Source organism: Xenorhabdus vietnamensis, from assembly GCF_002127535.1.
In the GTDB taxonomy this organism is placed as follows: Bacteria; Pseudomonadota; Gammaproteobacteria; order Enterobacterales; family Enterobacteriaceae; genus Xenorhabdus; species Xenorhabdus vietnamensis.
The window spans coordinates 142,887-160,001 of the sequence record NZ_MUBJ01000002.1 but is presented as its reverse complement, the minus strand read 5'-3'; the positions used below and the strand labels follow the sequence as shown (position 1 = coordinate 160,001).

Here is a 17,115-nt window from a genome sequence, read left to right as displayed (position 1 = left end):
ATTGCAGTCTTCAAATCCAAAAGGGCAACAACATGTTATTGCCCTTAGTTTGGTAAGATTATTAACCAGATTATGCGGTTGGATTATCATCCACAGGCTTTGAAGTTTGCCGCGGAGATGATGTGTTATGACGGTTATTGCTATTACTACCGTTATTACCGCCATTATTATTGTTACCTTCCCAACCAGCTGGTGGGCGTACTGTTGTACGATTCATCAGATCATCAATCTGAGGGGCATCAATAGTTTCATACTTCATCAACGCATCTTTCATTGAATGAAGAATATCAAGATTACCCATCAGAATCTGACGAGCACGTAAATAGTTACGGTCAATGATAACCTTCACTTCCTGATCAATTAAACGCGCAGTGTCTTCAGACATATGTTTTGCCTTCGCAACCGAGCGACCGAGGAAAACTTCACCTTCTTCTTCCGCATATAGCAATGGCCCCAGTTTTTCTGAGAAGCCCCACTGTGTCACCATGTTACGCGCAATAGAAGTCGCCACTTTAATATCATTAGACGCACCAGTAGAAACATTATCTACACCGTAGATAATTTCTTCCGCTAATCGGCCACCGTATAAAGTTGAAATTTGGCTTTCCAATTTTTGACGACTTGCACTGATCTGATCACCCTCTGGCAAGAAGAACGTCACACCTAATGCGCGACCACGCGGAATAATCGTTACTTTGTGCACAGGATCGTGTTCTGGTACTAAGCGACCGATAATGGCATGCCCTGCTTCATGGTATGCCGTGGATTCTTTTTGCTCCTCCGTCATCACCATTGAACGGCGCTCTGCCCCCATCATGATCTTATCTTTGGCTTTTTCAAACTCAACCATAGAAACAACGCGCTTATTACCACGAGCAGCAAACAAGGCAGCTTCATTCACCAGATTGGCCAAATCTGCGCCCGAAAAACCCGGTGTACCACGAGCAATGATCGATGCATCAATATCAGTATCCAGCGGAATACGGCGCATATGAACCTTCAAGATTTGCTCACGGCCACGAACATCCGGTAGACCGACAACTACCTGACGGTCAAAACGACCAGGACGCAACAAAGCAGGATCCAGAACATCAGGGCGGTTAGTTGCTGCGATAACAATGATACCTTCGTTACCTTCAAAGCCATCCATCTCAACCAGCATCTGGTTCAGTGTCTGTTCACGTTCATCGTGCCCCCCCCCCAGGCCAGCACCACGCTGACGACCTACTGCATCAATTTCGTCAATAAAGATGATGCACGGCGCTGCTTTTTTCGCCTGTTCAAACATATCACGAACACGGGAAGCACCTACACCAACAAACATTTCAACAAAATCAGAACCAGAGATAGTGAAGAAAGGTACTTTCGCTTCGCCAGCAATAGCTTTCGCCAGCAACGTCTTACCAGTACCCGGAGGACCCACCATCAGGATACCTTTCGGGATCTTGCCGCCCAATTTTTGGAAACGGCCAGGCTCACGCAGATATTCAACCAATTCACCCACTTCTTCTTTTGCTTCATCACAACCAGCAACATCAGCAAAAGTGGTTTTGATCTGGTCTTCCGTCAACATGCGGGCTTTGCTTTTACCGAAAGACATCGCCCCTTTACCACCACCACCTTGCATTTGGCGCATAAAGAAGATCCAGACGCCAATTAGCAGTAGCATTGGGAACCATGAGATAAAGAGGGTCGCTAACAAGCTTTGTTGTTCTGGTGGTTCACCAACAACTTTAACCTGCTTATTGAGTAAGGTATCCAGCAACTTTTCATCCTGAATCGGCATATAAGTGCTGAATTTTTCACTGTTGCCTTTCTTAGTGAAATTAATGTCACGACCCGAAATACGTACTTCGCTTACTTGATTCTGCGATATTTCATTGATGAAATTAGAGTACTCTACCCTACGACCGCTAGAATCGCTAGGACCAAAACTCTGGAACAATAACATCAAGACAACTGCGATGACTAACCAGAGAATCAGGTTTTTCGCCATGTCACTCAAGGGATTAACCTCATATTACAACTGTGTTAACAAATAGTAGTCAGGGTACTATACTTTCCGCCCTGTCGCTACAATGTATACTTCACGTGATCGTGCCCGCGAAGCTTCTGGTTTACGAATTTTTACCTTCGCAAAAAGGGAGCGTATTTCCCTTAGGTATTCATCAAAGCCTTCTCCCTGAAACACTTTGACAATAAAACTCCCCCCAGGGGCCAGCACATCACGACACATATCCAACGCTAACTCAATCAGATACATGGATCGGGGAATATCGACCGCGGGGGTTCCACTCATATTGGGAGCCATATCCGACATGACGACCTGGACTTTATTATCACCAACTCTCTCAAGTAATGTTTTCAATACGATTTCATCACGAAAGTCACCTTGAAGGAAATCAACTCCAACTATCGGATCCATCGGCAAAAGATCACAAGCAATAACTCGCCCGTTATTACCAATCTGACTAACTACGTATTGAGACCACCCACCCGGAGCAGCGCCTAAATCAACAACGGTCATGCCCGGTTTAAAGATTTTGTCGCTTTGCTGTATCTCATCAAGTTTAAACCAAGCACGAGAGCGAAGCCCTTTTTTCTGCGCCTGAAGAACATATCTATCACTAAAATGTTCCTGTAACCAGCGACTTGAGCTTGCTGAGCGTTTTTTATTGGCCATTGTTCTTTCCAACTATACTAATAGAGAACCCTATTTTTTACGCTCTCTTATCAAACCACACCACACTTTTATGGTGATAGACATGAGATGGCGGTAGAATGTGTCGTTTTCAATCCTAACTAAGCAAAAAAACGATGACTCTTAATAAGAAACAAGTCCAACACCTGAAAAGCCTCGCTCACCCATTAAAGCCTGTCGTTATGATCGGCAACAATGGGTTAACCGAAGGCGTATTGGCTGAAATCGAACAAACTCTTTCGCATCACGAGCTTATCAAAGTCAAAGTTGCAGGCGAAGACCGCGAAATAAAAACTTTGATCGCTGAAGCGATTGTTCGTGAAACTGGTGCACATAATGTGCAAATTATTGGAAAAATACTAGTTCTCTATCGTCCATCGAAAGAACGCAAGATTAGTCTACCTAAATAATCACGGCATATTTATACAAAAGTGCCATATTGATCGTATTTACCCTGATAAAAAAGGCCAAAAACTGGCCTTTTTCCTTCCATGTCAGCGCAATAGCCAAATATCATGGTTTTTAGAGATAATTTACATTCAGAACTTCATATTCTACTTGACCGCCAGGTGTGGTGATAACAACAACATCATCCACTTCTTTACCAATCAAGCCACGGGCAATCGGTGAATTTACTGAAAGCAGATTTTCTTTAATATTTGCTTCATCATCACCTACGATACGATAGGACTGCTCTTCATCAGAATCCACGTTCAGTACCGTTACTGTTGCCCCAAAAATCACCCGTCCACTGTTGGTCATTTTCGTGACGTCAATCACCTGTGCATTAGAAAGTTTAGCCTCAATTTCCTGAATACGGCCTTCGCAGAAACCCTGTTGCTCACGAGCGGCATGATATTCCGCGTTTTCTTTCAAATCACCGTGCTCACGCGCCTCAGCGATTGCGGCAATAATTTGAGGGCGACGTACATTTTTCAAATGTTCTAATTCTTCGCGCAATTTATCCGCGCCACGTACCGTCATCGGAATTTGTTTCATTTATCAAACCTCTAAATAATCCTGAGCCCAAACACATCTTCCTGATTTTTATAATAACAGCACAATGAGCACACCCTATCAGGCGGGTCTCCAGACATAAAAATAAAAGGAGTGTAAACCCAGCATAATCTGAAGTTCACATACATATTTACCTGCTAATCTATCATTCTAACGTAGAGTTGATGATGGATCATCGTTTACTTTTCCTTTAAATTGCACCTTAGTATTATTAGTATAAATATTCTTGGAATACATCCAACTTCATATGCGAGATCTATGGCTCTTTTAAAAATTACCAGCAGAATAGCCTGTATACTCAGTTTTAGCCTGAGTATTTTCAGTGCAAATGCCTCTTCTATTGAGAAAAGTGCTCAATATTTACCTGCGGGAACTAATTTTTCATTTATTGCCCAAGTAGTTGGCTCAAAAGAGCCTTTAATGGATTACCACGGGCAACAAATGGCTTTGCCTGCAAGTACGCAGAAACTTGTGACGGCATTAGCAGCGCTATTGCAGCTTGGTAAGGATTACCGTTTTAAAACGACACTGGAAAGTGATGCTAATATTTCCAATGGTGCATTAGAAGGTAATCTAACAGCCCGTTTTGTGGGTGACCCGATGCTAACACGCTCGCAACTGCGCAATATGGTCGAGACCTTAAAACAATCTGGCATCAAGCAGATTAATGGCAATCTCATCATAGATGTTTCAATTTTTGCCAGCCACGATAAAGCGTCTGGTTGGATATGGAACGATATGACCCAGTGCTTTAGTGCCCCTCCATCAGCAGCAATCGTGGATAAGAACTGTTTTTCTGTTTCACTTCACAGCTCAAAGCAGCCTGGTGAACTGGCATTTGTCCGTGTACCCTCTTTTTATCCTGTCACTGTATTCAGCGAAGTCAAAACGTTGGCTAAGGGTTCATCAGAAGCAAAGTATTGTGAATTTGATGTTACGACAGGTGACTTGAATCAATATATTCTTACAGGTTGCCTGACACAGCGTGATGAAGCGCTCCCACTGGCATTCGCTATCCAAAATGGGCCCAGTTATGCTGGCAAAATACTGAAAAATGAGCTGAATATTGCAGGCATTGAGTTAAAAGGACATATACGACGTCAATCGGTTTCCCAGCAACCAGAAAAAACTCTCGCCCTAAATCAATCTATACCATTAAATAATATGCTCAAAATCATGCTGAAAAAATCAGATAACATGATTGCAGATACAATCTTTCGTACCCTCGGCCATCACTATTTCGACGTTCCAGGCACATGGCGGGCAGGTTCTGATGCAGTTCGTCTGATCCTGAAACAAAAAGCCCAAATTGATTTAAGAAATACCGTTATGGTGGATGGTTCAGGTCTTTCACGTCACAATTTAATCACCGCTACAACCATGATGGATATATTACAATTTATTAGTCAACACGATGATGAACTGGATTTCATTTCCATGCTACCGCGAGCGGGATATGATGGCACGCTGGCTTATCGTCCTAGCCTGCATGGGGCGGGTCTTGATGGTAAAGTCTTTGCCAAAACGGGATCATTACAAGGAGTTTATAATCTCGCAGGGTTTATGACTGCTGCCAGCGGACAACAAATTGCTTTTGTCCAATTTATCTCTGCATACTCTGTTCCTCCTGAAAACCAACGTACCCGCCGTGTTCCATTATCGCATTTTGAACATGATTTATATAAATCGTTATACCAAAATCACTGAGCAGCCTCAGCAGAGCAAAAAAGATTGATCGAAAAAGGGCGCTGTATTTAGCGCCCTTTTTTATATTCGAATATCTACGTGAAAGTTAGCGTTTATAAATAAACTCAACGCCTTCGTCATCTTCCTCGTCCCAGTCATCATCCCAATCTTCATCAGATGATTCAGATGATTGCTGTAACTGTTCTTTATGGTAGTCATCCCACATGAATTCAACTTTTTCAGGCTGAGACTCTTCCGACGTTTCCATACTACGAGGTTGCGTCTTCATGAATTCCATAATGTCCCAACAAAGCTCTTTCACGCCCTGACGGTTCATAGCTGAAATCATATAATAATCACCTTGCCAGCCAAGCTCATCAGCAATGGTTTTTGCCCGTTGCTTAGCTTCCTCTGGATCTGTGAGATCTACCTTGTTAAACACCAACCAGCGAGGTTTTTCTGCCAGTTTTTCACTGTATTTGTGCAACTCTTTGATGATGATACGGGCATTTTCAACCGGATCGGATTCATCAATTGGATAGAGATCAATCAGATGCAGCAATACACGGCAACGTTCCAAATGTTTCAAGAACTGAATACCCAGTCCAGCGCCTTCTGATGCCCCTTCAATCAAACCAGGGATATCCGCTACTACAAAGCTTTGCTCGTTATCCATACGCACGACGCCAAGACTTGGCACCAGAGTTGTAAATGGATAATCAGCCACTTTTGGTTTTGCTGCCGACACAGCGCGAATAAAGGTGGATTTGCCTGCATTTGGCATACCCAGCATCCCTACATCGGCCAACAACATCAATTCCAACATCAGCTCACGGCTTTCTCCAGGTGTCCCCATCGTTCTTTGGCGAGGAGCACGATTCACTGAAGATTTAAAACGGGTATTACCAAGGCCGTGGAAGCCTCCTTTTGCAACCATCAAGCGCTGTTCATGGCGCACCATATCCCCAAGCACTTCTCCCGTGGCAATATCACGCACACGAGTTCCGACCGGAACCTTAATGGTAATATCCTGGCCGCGTCTACCAGTACAATCGCGGCTCTGTCCATTTTGACCACGCTCAGCGCGGAAGGATTTTTCAAAACGGTAATCAATCAGTGTATTGAGGTTTTCATCTGCCAGCAGGTAGACGTCACCACCATCACCACCATCACCGCCATCCGGTCCACCTTTTGGAATATATTTCTCACGACGGAAGCTGACACAACCATTGCCACCATCTCCCGCTACAACCAGAATCCTGGCTTCATCTACAAATTTCATCACTTTTCTCCGTAGGATAGCCACTGTAAAGCTGGATGGCTGATGTACCCAGAGATGGCATAATCCAGAATATAAAAAGCCCCGCAACACACATTGCAGGGCTTCCGATTCGATTAAAATTCAAAAAACTTATTCAGCTTCGATGCTGATGAATTTACGGTTTTTTGGACCTTTAACTTCGAATTTAATTTTCCCGTCAGCTAATGCGAACAGGGTGTGGTCACGGCCACAACCTACGTTGTTACCTGCGTGGAATTTAGTACCACGTTGACGAACGATGATGCTGCCTGCCAAAACAGACTCACCACCAAAACGTTTTACACCCAGACGTTTGCTTTCAGAATCGCGACCGTTACGAGTCGAGCCGCCAGCCTTTTTGTGTGCCATTAATCTGCTCTCCTAAAATCTTAAGCGATGCCAGTGATTTTAACATCAGTGAACCACTGACGGTGGCCCTGCTGCTTACGGCTATGTTTACGACGACGAAACTTAACAATTTTAATTTTCTCGCCACGACCGTGAGCAACAACTTCAGCTTTAATTTTAACGCCTTCAACTACTGGAGCGCCGATTTTGATGTCTTCACCATTAGCGACCATCAGCACCTGGTCAAACTCGACAGTTTCACCTGTTGCGATGTCCAGCTTTTCCAAGCGAATTGTTTGACCTTCGCTTACTCGGTGTTGTTTACCACCACTTTGGAAAACTGCGTACATATAAACTCCGCTTTCCGCACACTCCCTAAAATTCTTTCCAGAGCGCGCTATAAAATATTCACAATAGGGCGCGAATTCTACGCAAAAACCGCTTGGAAGACAAGTGCAGAATTAGAACAGATGAGAAAAAAACAGAGTTTTTCAATTGTCATTTATTTGAACGCTTTTTCAAGTACAATCCATATATCGTGATATCTATTGATATGCTAATTATAATGAGCACAGCTCTGAATCAGAGTCCAAAGCCAAAACATGAATTTAGAATCGATAATTAAACTCACTGCTGATGATATGACAGCGGTTAATGAAACAATTCTTAACCAATTAAATTCTGATGTTGCACTGATCAACCAGCTTGGTTACTACATTATCAGCGGGGGCGGCAAGCGCATTCGCCCAATGATTGCGGTACTGGCAGGTAAAGCTCTTCACTGCAAAGGCGAAAAGCACATAAAAGTTGCCGCGTTAATTGAATTTATCCACACGGCAACATTACTGCATGATGATGTCGTTGATGAATCTGACATGCGTCGTGGAAAGGCAACAGCCAATTCCATTTACGGTAACGCTGCCAGTGTCCTTGTGGGTGATTTCATTTATACGCGTTCATTTCAAATGATGACCGATCTTGATTCCATGCGCGTATTGAAATTAATGTCTGACGCCACCAATGTCATTGCTGAAGGCGAAGTAATGCAGTTGATGAACTGCAATAATCCTGATATTTCAGAAGATGACTATATGAGGGTTATTTATAGTAAAACTGCTCGCCTATTTGAAGTCGCCGCCCACTCACCGGCCATTCTTGCTAACGCTACTCCTGAGCAAGAAGTGGCATTGCGTGATTATGGTCGTTATCTAGGAACAGCATTTCAACTAATTGATGATCTGCTGGATTACGACTCAGACAACAGTACTCTCGGCAAGAATACAGGGGATGACCTTAACGAAGGCAAGCCAACATTGCCCCTTTTACACGCCATGAATCATGGAACACCGGAACAATCCGCTTTGATCAGAAATGCGATTGAGCAAGGCAATGGCCGCCATTTGCTGGATACTGTACTCGCAACAATGAACCAATGTGATTCACTAATATATACCCGCCAACGGGCGGAAGAAGAAGCTGATAAGGCAATTTCAGCATTGCAAATACTGGAAGACTCTCCATACAAGGCGGCCCTTGAAGGATTAGCTCATGTCGCTGTACAGCGGCTTTCCTGAGCTGAATCAATCAATGTCCCAGATTTTTCAATCTGGGACATTTCCTTTGTTATCAACATCTTGAATACTAACGTATTGGACAAGGCTAGACAGCCCTTTTCTCAAAATGAACTTAACCATTCTTTCTCTTTCAGATTTACTCAATTGGTAATAAGCCTCGACCCAGATCATAAATGGATCCTGCCGCTTATTCCGGTAGTATTCGACCGAGTTTTCACTAACAGTCAGGACGTTCAATACCTCTTCAGGTAAGCTGTTGACATGATATTCAAGCGCCTTGCCCTGCACTCCACGCTTACGACGTTGTTCCCAGCCCTCGCGTCTTGCCATCAGGTTAACTCCTTGAGGAGACGATGGCAGCCCTGCGAGGCCGATGAGTTCTTTTGCAGAATACCATTCCTTTTTCATCTTGTTTTCCTCGCTTTGTGCTAGGGCAGCGAAGAGAAAGCCAAATTTTGGACATTTGACTTTTCAAAAGCTGCCTCAAGTAGCTATAATCTTTTCCAAAAAACTTCTTATGCCGTCTCGTAATATCACTTCCGTGATAACCTCCTTTTCTTCCTCAGTAAGCAAATTAAATGCACTTACCCAAATAGATAGGGGATCTTGTTTCTGAACCTGATATTCCGCTGATGTTTCATCAAGTTCCAAAGCCGCCAAGGTTGATTCAGGAAAACAAGAGTAATGGTATTCAATCGCCCTTCCTTGTACACCAGCTCGTTTTTTCCTTAACCATTCCTCACGTTTTGCTCTGGCATTAACTCCTTGTGGTGATCTAGGTAACTCACCTACACCGGTCAACTCCATTGCCGTATACCACTCTTTTTTCATAATGTTTCTCTATTTTTGTAACCAAGTTCAAAAAAGAAGTTATTAAGAAAAAATTAGAAATATTTTTAGAAAAAATAATGTTATTTTATTTTCTTAATAACAGTTTCGTGTTCGTTATTAATTTCACATTAACGCTTTAGTTATACCACTAATGTGGCTTCAAATTTAATAGGAAAGGATTAAAAAAATGATTTCTATGAAATCGGATTGGCATCCTGCTGATATTATTGCTGCTTTACGTAAACGTGGAACTACGTTAGCCGCCGTTTCTCGTGAAGCGGGTCTGAGTTCATCAACTTTGGCGAATACACTTTCTCGCCCATGGCCCAAGGGAGAATGGATAATAGCGAATTACTTAGAATTACATCCGTCTGAAATATGGCCAAGTCGTTATTTCGATCCCCATACAGGAGAATTATTAGAAAGAAAAGTTCGAGGTAAAAAGAATAATTAGCTATCAATATAATTATTGAAAGAAAAACCGCTAGTTATTTCGAACTAGCGGTTTTAGTTATCTAATATATTTAACTTAATTACTATATTAATAAAATAATAATAAATAAATTAATCGTTAATAAATTTTTCGCCTAACTCAATATCTTTCTTCAAAATATCCAGCATGTTATCCAATGACTTCTGTTCAAAGTCACTCAACGTGCCAATATCGAAACGTTCTTCAATACCATTTTTACCTAAGCGAACAGGCTGAGCAAAGAAACGGGCATATTTACCATCACCTTCAACATAGCTGCACTCAACAACATTGCTTTCACCTTGCAGGCCACGAATCAGAGACAGGCCCAAACGTGCCGCTGCTTGACCCATAGACAATGTTGCAGAACCGCCACCAGCCTTCGCTTCAACGACTTCAGTACCTGCATTCTGGATACGTTTGGTCAATGCTTCAACTTCTTCATCAGTAAAGCTAACACCTGGAATTTGAGACAATAATGGCAAAATAGTTACGCCTGAATGTCCACCAATCACAGGAACTTCCAACTCTTCTGGTTTTTTGCCTTTCAGCTCAGCAACAAACGTGTTGGAACGGATGATATCCAGAGTTGTTACACCGAACAGGCGGTTCTTATCGTACACTCCTTCTTTTTTCAGTACCTCGGCAGCGATCGCCACAGTGGTATTGACTGGATTGGTAATAATTCCAATTAATGCTTTTGGACAAGTTTTAGCAACCTGCTGAACCAGATTACGAATAATTCCCGCATTAATGTTGAACAAATCAGAACGATCCATACCAGGTTTACGTGCCACACCTGCAGAAATCAATACGACATCTGCACCTACCAGTGCAGGGGTTGCATCTTCACCAGCAAAACCCGTGATTTTGACTTCCGTTGGAATATGGCTCAGATCGGCTGCCACACCTGGGGTCACCGGAGCAATGTCATACAAGGAAAGTTCTGAACCTGAAGGAAGCTGGGTCTTGAGTAGAAGGGCAAGTGCCTGACCAATACCACCGGCTGCACCGAGAACTGCAACTTTCATCCTGATACTCCTCAAATAAGTACTATAAAAAGTTTAAACCTGTACGGTTAAGAGAATGCTTTCATTTTTCCATCATCAATATAATGATCGAGAAGGCTCTCATCCTACTTATCACTACGTCTTAAAAACAATCTGTTAACAGCCAGATTATCCACTTAATGGACTGATGATGGAACACTAAAGTTGCTTTATTTTAGACAAAAGTCTTATCTGTTAATGAGATAACGGACACTTTTTTGAGAATTATTTCAGTTGCATTACTCATCAATTAGCTGATTACCTTACTCTTCCCTTACACCCCAAACAATACCATTTAATTAACAATACATTTACTATGCTTAATCTGGCGTAAAGAAAATGATATTAATATCCAGATTATTAATAAGGCAATATCGAAAAATATACAATTATGCTCTATATGTTGGTTTTTTCTTCTCTTTCTTGAATAACAATTCACTCTTTCGCATAATGTCAGCCTGATAACGGATTCAACGATGGTGAAATATGCGTGTTCCTTCGAAACAGGAAGATTTGGTAAAAGCTTTCAAGACATTATTGAAAGAAGAAAAATTCAGCTCTCAAGGTGAAATTGTTTCAGCACTCCAGGATGAAGGGTTTGAAAATATCAACCAATCTAAAGTTTCCAGAATGCTGACGAAATTTGGTGCTGTCCGAACCCGTAATGCAAAGATGGAAATGGTCTACTGCCTACCAGCAGAACTAGGTGTTCCCACTGCCGCCAGCCCATTAAAAAATCTGGTATTAGATCTCGATTATAATCATAGCGTTGTAGTCATACGAACTAGCCCTGGCGCAGCGCAGTTAATTGCACGCCTATTAGATTCATTAGGGAAAGCAGAAGGGATTCTTGGCAGTATTGCAGGAGATGACACCATTTTTTCCACGCCAGCACAAAACTTTACGACTAAGCAACTCTACGAAGCAATCCTCAACCTGTTTGAACAGGAACTTTAATCTGTAGGTCTGCCGTATGCCAATCTAATCAAGATATGCGCACGGCAGGCCAAAATATAAGATTATATTAGGCACTTCCCCAATCAATTTCACATGATGGTTTATCTTAGAAGATATTGATCTGAGAAATATTGCATTGGAAGATAAAGGAATATGTGATGAGAAAAGGATCGTCCAATAGGCGCGATCCCTTATTACAGAGAGCATAACGGTTAGCCCGTGCTCGCTTTCTTCGTCAATTCAGCCAATAGCTTCTCATGAATTCCACCAAACCCGCCGTTACTCATAATCAGAATATGGTCGCCCGGCTGTGCCGTTTCTACAATCATTCTAACCAAGGCATCAATATCAGCACTCCAACGGGCGGGCTGAACACACTGCTCAGCAATTTCAATAACTTGCCACGGAATATTGGTGGGTTGATAGAGAAAAACTTCATCAGCGCGTCCCATGGAAGGCGCAATCTCATTTTTGCTCATCCCCATTTTCATAGTATTCGACCGAGGCTCCAGAACAGCAAGAATGCGAGCCATGCCGCCCACTTTACTTCTCAGTGCTTCCATTGTGGCTAAGATCGCTGTTGGATGATGGGCAAAATCGTCATACACAGTGATACCATTGACTTCGCCGCATAATTCAAGGCGACGGCGGGCATTAATAAATTTGCTTAGTGTCCGACAAGCATCGGCAGGTTGAACTCCCACATGATGGGCTGCAGCAATCGCGATCAAACCATTATGCATATTGTGTTCACCAACTAATGACCACTTCACTTCCCCAATCAATTCACCGTGATGGAATACTTGGTAGCTACTGCTGTCCTGACTGACTTTCTTCGCCTGCCAATTACCGCTTTCTCCAATCTGCTCCAGCTCACTCCAATATCCCATAGAGAGCACATGCTTCAAATTAACATCATTATCAGGAACAATGATTTTCCCTGTACTCGGTACAACCCTGATGAGGTGGTGGAATTGTTTTTGAATAGCACCCAAATTTTCAAAAATGTCAGCATGATCAAATTCGAGATTGTTCATGATCAGTGTACGGGGACTGTAATGGACAAATTTTGAACGCTTATCGAAAAAAGCACAATCGTATTCATCAGCTTCAATTACAAAAAATGGGCTTTCACCGATTTGCGCTGAAACCTCGAAATTCCCCGGCACACCACCGATCAAAAATCCTGGTTTATAGCCACAGTCTTCCAAAATCCAAGCCAGCATACCTGCCGTTGTTGTTTTGCCATGGGTCCCCGCGACAGCCAATACCCAACGTTCCGGCAATACATGATCATGCAGCCATTGTGGGCCGGAAGTATAAGGAATGCCACGATCCAGCACAGCTTCCACACAAGGATTGCCGCGCGTCATGGCGTTGCCAATGATCACCAGATCTGGAGCGGGATCAAGTTGCGCCGGATCGTATCCTTGAATCAGCTCAATACCCTGTTTTTCCAGCAGGGTGCTCATTGGTGGATATACATTGGCATCAGAGCCAGTCACTTCATGGCCCCGTGCACGAGCGAGGATCGCCAATCCTCCCATAAAAGTACCGCAAATGCCGAGAATATGAATACGCATTTATTTCTACCTGATATCATGAACTGTATCACTATTCTAACCATCAAATCAGAGATTAGAAGAGATTAGAAATGCAATAACCTATGAATCATCTGATTCTTTAGCTAAACTGCCCGCGCATGAGTGCGACACAAAAGTGAAGCACGCTTCCTAAAACCACAATCAAATTCAAGGCCTTTGTCATGAAAACATTAGGCGAATTCATCGTCGAAAAGCAGCAAGATTTTCCTCATGCTACAGGTGAACTGACTGCTTTGCTGTCTGCCATCAAGTTAGGTGCCAAAATCATTCATAGGGATATCAATAAAGCCGGGCTGGTAGATATTTTAGGCGCTAGTGGCGTATCTAATGTTCAGGGTGAAGTTCAGATGAAACTGGACTTATATGCCAATGAAAAACTCAAGGCAGCCCTGAAAGCACGCGGCGAAGTTGCAGGCATTGCTTCTGAGGAAGAAGACGAGATCGTTATTTTTGATGGCGATCGAGCAGAAAATGCAAAGTATGTTGTTTTGATGGATCCACTGGATGGTTCTTCGAATATTGATGTAAACGTTTCCGTCGGGACTATTTTCTCGATTTACCATCGAATTACCCCGATTGGTCAGCCTGTCACTGAAGAGGATTTTCTGCAACCGGGAAATCGTCAGGTTGCAGCAGGTTATGTGGTTTATGGTTCATCCACAATGCTGGTTTACACTACAGGCTGTGGTGTCCATACTTTTACTTATGATCCTTCCCTTGGTGTGTTCTGCCTAACCCATGAAAAAGTCCAATTCCCAGAAAAGGGTAATATGTACTCGATCAACGAAGGGAACTACATCAAATTCCCGATGGGTGTGAAAAAATACATCAAATATTGTCAGGAGCAGGACGAAGCGACCCAACGTCCTTACACTACCCGTTATATCGGCTCTCTGGTTGCAGATTTCCACCGCAATTTGCTGAAAGGTGGAATCTATATTTACCCAAGCACCGCAAGCCATCCGACCGGAAAGCTACGCCTGTTGTACGAGTGCAACCCGATTGCGCTCCTTGCTGAACAGGCTGGCGGCAAAGCCAGTGATGGTACCAGCCGCATTCTGGACATAACACCAACTAAATTGCATCAGCGCGTTCCTTTCTTCGTGGGAACCAAATCAATGGTGGAAAAAGCCGAGAGTTTTATGGCTGAATTTCCAGACGAGTAAGCCAATTTATTCATGAGTTAGTTTTAGTTAAAGAGGCGCAGTTTCGCCTCTTTAACTTGTAGCGTATTGGGGATAAAAGTACTCTATCATTTTGTTTTAAATATCTAATGAAATAAACTAACTCTTATCTTATCCATCGTTAAAGGGACTGTTAGAGTTGACTACAAAAATCACACCTCGCCTGATTGAACTCGTATATGAAGCTGTATTGAAATCTTTTTGGCGTAAAAATGCTCTGCGTAAATTTCTCTTAGCTTCATATATTGCCGAAAAATTTGTTGATTCTTGGTCATACAACGAATCAAAACGTGAATTTTTGGATAGACTTTTTCCTGAGCTACAGAAGAATCCCAAAGGCCACGCTGTTACCCTTCAAATGGCACATAACTTATCAGAACAGACAACTTTTCCTGATTTATGTAATTGGGAAGATTCAAAACAGAAAATTCAAGAAGCTACGCATGCTGTTAATGAATTAAAAAAATACCTTAAACAAAAAAATGAAGAGGCCAGAAGCGAGGAAGAAAAAAAAGCCAACCAAAAAAGAGCTCATGAAGAACGCTTAAAAATTCAAAGGGCGGCCACAGACAAATCTAAGCTCCAAGATAACCTAAATGATTTACATTCAAAAGTGGGAACACAAGTTGGAGGGTATGAGTTTGAAAAGTGGTTTTATGAACTCTTAGACTATTGTGAAATAACAAATCGTAGACCATATAAAACTGGTGGCAGACAAATCGATGGTTCACTGACACACGAGGGGACAACTTATATTATTGAATTAAAATTCACCAAAGAACAATCAGATGCAACAGACATTGATAGCCTCAAAGCTAAAGTAAATAAAATGGCTGATAATACTATGGGAATTATGGTATCGATTGCAGGATACAGTCGTATTGCGGTATCTGAAGCTTCTGGCAGTAAAACTACTCTTATTATTATGGATGCTAGTCACCTATACATGTTTCTTACAGGAAACATGTGCTTCAAAGAAATTATTTCAAGATTACGAAGACATGCATCACAAACAGGAGAATCTTATTTACCAGTCAATAAGTTTGGCGGATAAAATCATTCAAATCAGCCAGTTTAACCACACCCTCACTCTAAAACTGGCTCTATTTCTTTCCTCTCCAATTACAAAAAATATGCCTCCCTACAATTTATCTAACCTGCCTTAGTTTTGTGAACAATGGTTGAAAAAATACTGCTACCAGAAGTCATAGAATAAATCATAGATGATTTCTGGGCTGTGATTTTCATAACCCACAAGGATACGGGCATAACACAGAAAAATGGAATTACTTTAAGCCTGTTTTGGCTATAATACCCCGCACTCCATTTTGGTTTGAAATTGAAGGAAACTTTTTATGAGCCTGAACAACGTACCGGCGGGAAAAGAACTGCCTGAAGATATCTACGTCATCATTGAGATCCCAGCAAACGCAGATCCAATCAAATATGAAGTAGACAAAGAATCTGGTGCTCTGTTTGTAGACCGTTTCATGTCAACCGCAATGTTCTATCCATGTAACTATGGTTACATCAATAATACTCTGTCCCTTGACGGCGACCCAGTTGACGTATTGGTTCCAACACCATACCCATTACAGCCAGGTTCTGTTATCCGCTGCCGTCCAGTCGGTGTTCTGAAAATGACTGACGAATCAGGTGAAGATGCAAAATTGGTCGCAGTTCCTCACACCAAACTGAGCAAAGAATATGATCACATCAAAGATGTGAACGATCTTCCAGAATTACTGCGTGCCCAAATCACTCACTTCTTTGAGCACTACAAAGATCTGGAAAAAGGCAAGTGGGTGAAAGTTGATGGCTGGGATAACATTGAGGCTGCTAAAGCTGAAATTCTGTCTTCTTTCGAACGCGCTGCAAAAAAATAATCCGAACAGATAATTGCGGATTCTGATGCAAAAAAACCTCTGCCTCGACAAGGACAGAGGTTTTTGTTTGTCTCTCGATTTTGTCAGAGTAATCTTTGCTGGCACAATTCATTTATAACTACATAAAAACAAAATCACACAACAAACCACTAATTTTTACTCTTCTCCGTGGCGTTTCAGCCAATCACCACTTGTTATCCTATGCAACCCTTCAACAGACAAGTTATAGAGATAGATCCATGCCTTACCATAAGGTGTTTCAATCAGCTCCCTTTGGTACTCCTGAAAGTTCTTTTTCAATTCATCCAATTCTGTCAGGATCGATGGCGTAATACGATATACTTCACACTCGATTGTGCCTTCACCACGGATAACCGCCGGATAGTGCCCCAGATCATAAATTTCATAGCCTTCTAATCTATGTTCTCCTAACAATTGGGCGTCAGTCATCCAGTGATGATTGCCTTGTTTTCGCCTCAGGCTACCATAAACAATAATTCGCATCT

19 protein-coding genes are annotated in these 17,115 nt (G+C 42.4%); 8 read left to right on the top strand and 11 right to left on the bottom strand.

The genetic code is table 11. The features are described from left to right. Positions 1 to 70: 70 nt before the first annotated feature. Complete coding sequence (gene ftsH, locus Xvie_RS02855) at positions 71 to 2,005, bottom strand: ATP-dependent zinc metalloprotease FtsH (protein WP_086107868.1); 1,935 nt, start codon at positions 2,003 to 2,005, stop codon at positions 71 to 73. A 48-nt stretch (positions 2,006 to 2,053) separates the two neighbouring features. Further along, positions 2,054 to 2,683, bottom strand: a complete 630-nt coding sequence (gene rlmE, locus Xvie_RS02850; protein ID WP_086107867.1) for a 23S rRNA (uridine(2552)-2'-O)-methyltransferase RlmE — start codon at positions 2,681 to 2,683, stop codon at positions 2,054 to 2,056. Between the two features lie 134 nt (positions 2,684 to 2,817). Between rlmE and yhbY the strand changes: the two genes are divergently transcribed. Further along, the gene (yhbY, locus tag Xvie_RS02845; protein ID WP_086107866.1) at positions 2,818 to 3,111 is read left to right on the top strand and encodes a ribosome assembly RNA-binding protein YhbY; all 294 of its coding nucleotides are present in this window, start codon (positions 2,818 to 2,820) and stop codon (positions 3,109 to 3,111) included. 112 nt (positions 3,112 to 3,223) lie between these two features. Here yhbY and greA read toward each other — a convergent pair whose 3' ends face one another. Further along, entirely contained in the window at positions 3,224 to 3,700 is a 477-nt protein-coding gene (gene greA, locus Xvie_RS02840) for a transcription elongation factor GreA (RefSeq protein ID WP_086107865.1), read from the bottom strand. A 276-nt stretch (positions 3,701 to 3,976) separates the two neighbouring features. On the opposite strand from greA, the gene dacB reads away from it, so the two are divergent. Next, positions 3,977 to 5,425 (top strand): serine-type D-Ala-D-Ala carboxypeptidase, encoded by a 1,449-nt coding sequence (gene dacB, locus Xvie_RS02835; protein ID WP_086107864.1) that lies wholly within the window; start codon positions 3,977 to 3,979, stop codon positions 5,423 to 5,425. Positions 5,426 to 5,510: 85 nt separating this feature from the next. Here the strand turns inward: dacB and cgtA are convergent, their stop codons facing one another. The 3 genes from cgtA to rplU all read right to left on the bottom strand — a co-directional run bounded on the left by cgtA (position 5,511) and on the right by rplU (position 7,402). Then, entirely contained in the window at positions 5,511 to 6,686 is a 1,176-nt protein-coding gene (gene cgtA, locus Xvie_RS02830; RefSeq protein WP_086107863.1) for an Obg family GTPase CgtA, read from the bottom strand. Between the two features lie 129 nt (positions 6,687 to 6,815). Then, positions 6,816 to 7,073 (bottom strand): 50S ribosomal protein L27, encoded by a 258-nt coding sequence (rpmA, locus tag Xvie_RS02825; RefSeq protein WP_010845218.1) that lies wholly within the window; start codon positions 7,071 to 7,073, stop codon positions 6,816 to 6,818. A 20-nt stretch (positions 7,074 to 7,093) separates the two neighbouring features. Beyond that, positions 7,094 to 7,402 (bottom strand): 50S ribosomal protein L21, encoded by a 309-nt coding sequence (rplU, locus tag Xvie_RS02820; RefSeq protein WP_010845219.1) that lies wholly within the window; start codon positions 7,400 to 7,402, stop codon positions 7,094 to 7,096. Between the two features lie 252 nt (positions 7,403 to 7,654). Here rplU and ispB point away from each other — a divergent pair, with 252 nt between their 5' ends. Continuing rightward, entirely contained in the window at positions 7,655 to 8,626 is a 972-nt protein-coding gene (ispB, locus tag Xvie_RS02815; RefSeq protein WP_086107862.1) for an octaprenyl diphosphate synthase, read from the top strand. Between the two features lie 27 nt (positions 8,627 to 8,653). Here ispB and Xvie_RS02810 read toward each other — a convergent pair whose 3' ends face one another. Beyond that, positions 8,654 to 9,034: a DNA-binding protein gene (locus tag Xvie_RS02810; RefSeq protein ID WP_086107861.1), complete on the bottom strand. Its 381-nt coding sequence runs from the start codon at positions 9,032 to 9,034 to the stop codon at positions 8,654 to 8,656. A gap of 75 nt (positions 9,035 to 9,109) precedes the next feature. After that, positions 9,110 to 9,457, bottom strand: a complete 348-nt coding sequence (locus tag Xvie_RS02805; RefSeq protein ID WP_086107860.1) for a DNA-binding protein — start codon at positions 9,455 to 9,457, stop codon at positions 9,110 to 9,112. A 187-nt stretch (positions 9,458 to 9,644) separates the two neighbouring features. On the opposite strand from Xvie_RS02805, the gene Xvie_RS02800 reads away from it, so the two are divergent. Continuing rightward, a complete protein-coding gene (locus Xvie_RS02800; protein ID WP_086107859.1) occupies positions 9,645 to 9,911 on the top strand; it encodes a helix-turn-helix domain-containing protein in 267 nt (88 codons plus the stop codon). 110 nt (positions 9,912 to 10,021) lie between these two features. Here the strand turns inward: Xvie_RS02800 and mdh are convergent, their stop codons facing one another. Next, on the bottom strand, positions 10,022 to 10,960 hold the full coding sequence (mdh, locus tag Xvie_RS02795) for a malate dehydrogenase (protein ID WP_086107858.1): 939 nt from the start codon (positions 10,958 to 10,960) through the stop codon (positions 10,022 to 10,024). 504 nt (positions 10,961 to 11,464) lie between these two features. Here mdh and argR point away from each other — a divergent pair. Then, positions 11,465 to 11,935: a transcriptional regulator ArgR gene (gene argR, locus Xvie_RS02790; RefSeq protein WP_086107857.1), complete on the top strand. Its 471-nt coding sequence runs from the start codon at positions 11,465 to 11,467 to the stop codon at positions 11,933 to 11,935. 212 nt (positions 11,936 to 12,147) lie between these two features. Here the strand turns inward: argR and mpl are convergent, their stop codons facing one another. Beyond that, complete coding sequence (gene mpl / locus Xvie_RS02785) at positions 12,148 to 13,518, bottom strand: UDP-N-acetylmuramate:L-alanyl-gamma-D-glutamyl-meso-diaminopimelate ligase (RefSeq protein ID WP_086107856.1); 1,371 nt, start codon at positions 13,516 to 13,518, stop codon at positions 12,148 to 12,150. Between the two features lie 182 nt (positions 13,519 to 13,700). Between mpl and fbp the strand changes: the two genes are divergently transcribed. From fbp to ppa, 3 genes are all read left to right on the top strand, one after another. Next, positions 13,701 to 14,705, top strand: a complete 1,005-nt coding sequence (gene fbp, locus Xvie_RS02780; RefSeq protein WP_086107855.1) for a class 1 fructose-bisphosphatase — start codon at positions 13,701 to 13,703, stop codon at positions 14,703 to 14,705. A 157-nt stretch (positions 14,706 to 14,862) separates the two neighbouring features. Beyond that, entirely contained in the window at positions 14,863 to 15,777 is a 915-nt protein-coding gene (locus tag Xvie_RS02775; protein WP_208612504.1) for a hypothetical protein, read from the top strand. A gap of 301 nt (positions 15,778 to 16,078) precedes the next feature. Continuing rightward, a complete protein-coding gene (ppa, locus tag Xvie_RS02770) occupies positions 16,079 to 16,609 on the top strand; it encodes an inorganic diphosphatase (RefSeq protein WP_086107854.1) in 531 nt (176 codons plus the stop codon). A gap of 156 nt (positions 16,610 to 16,765) precedes the next feature. Here ppa and Xvie_RS02765 read toward each other — a convergent pair whose 3' ends face one another. Further along, positions 16,766 to 17,113 carry a gamma-glutamylcyclotransferase family protein gene (locus Xvie_RS02765; protein ID WP_086107853.1) on the bottom strand — a complete coding sequence of 116 codons (348 nt, stop codon included), beginning with the start codon at positions 17,111 to 17,113 and terminating at the stop codon, positions 16,766 to 16,768. Positions 17,114 to 17,115: the final 2 nt, after the last annotated feature.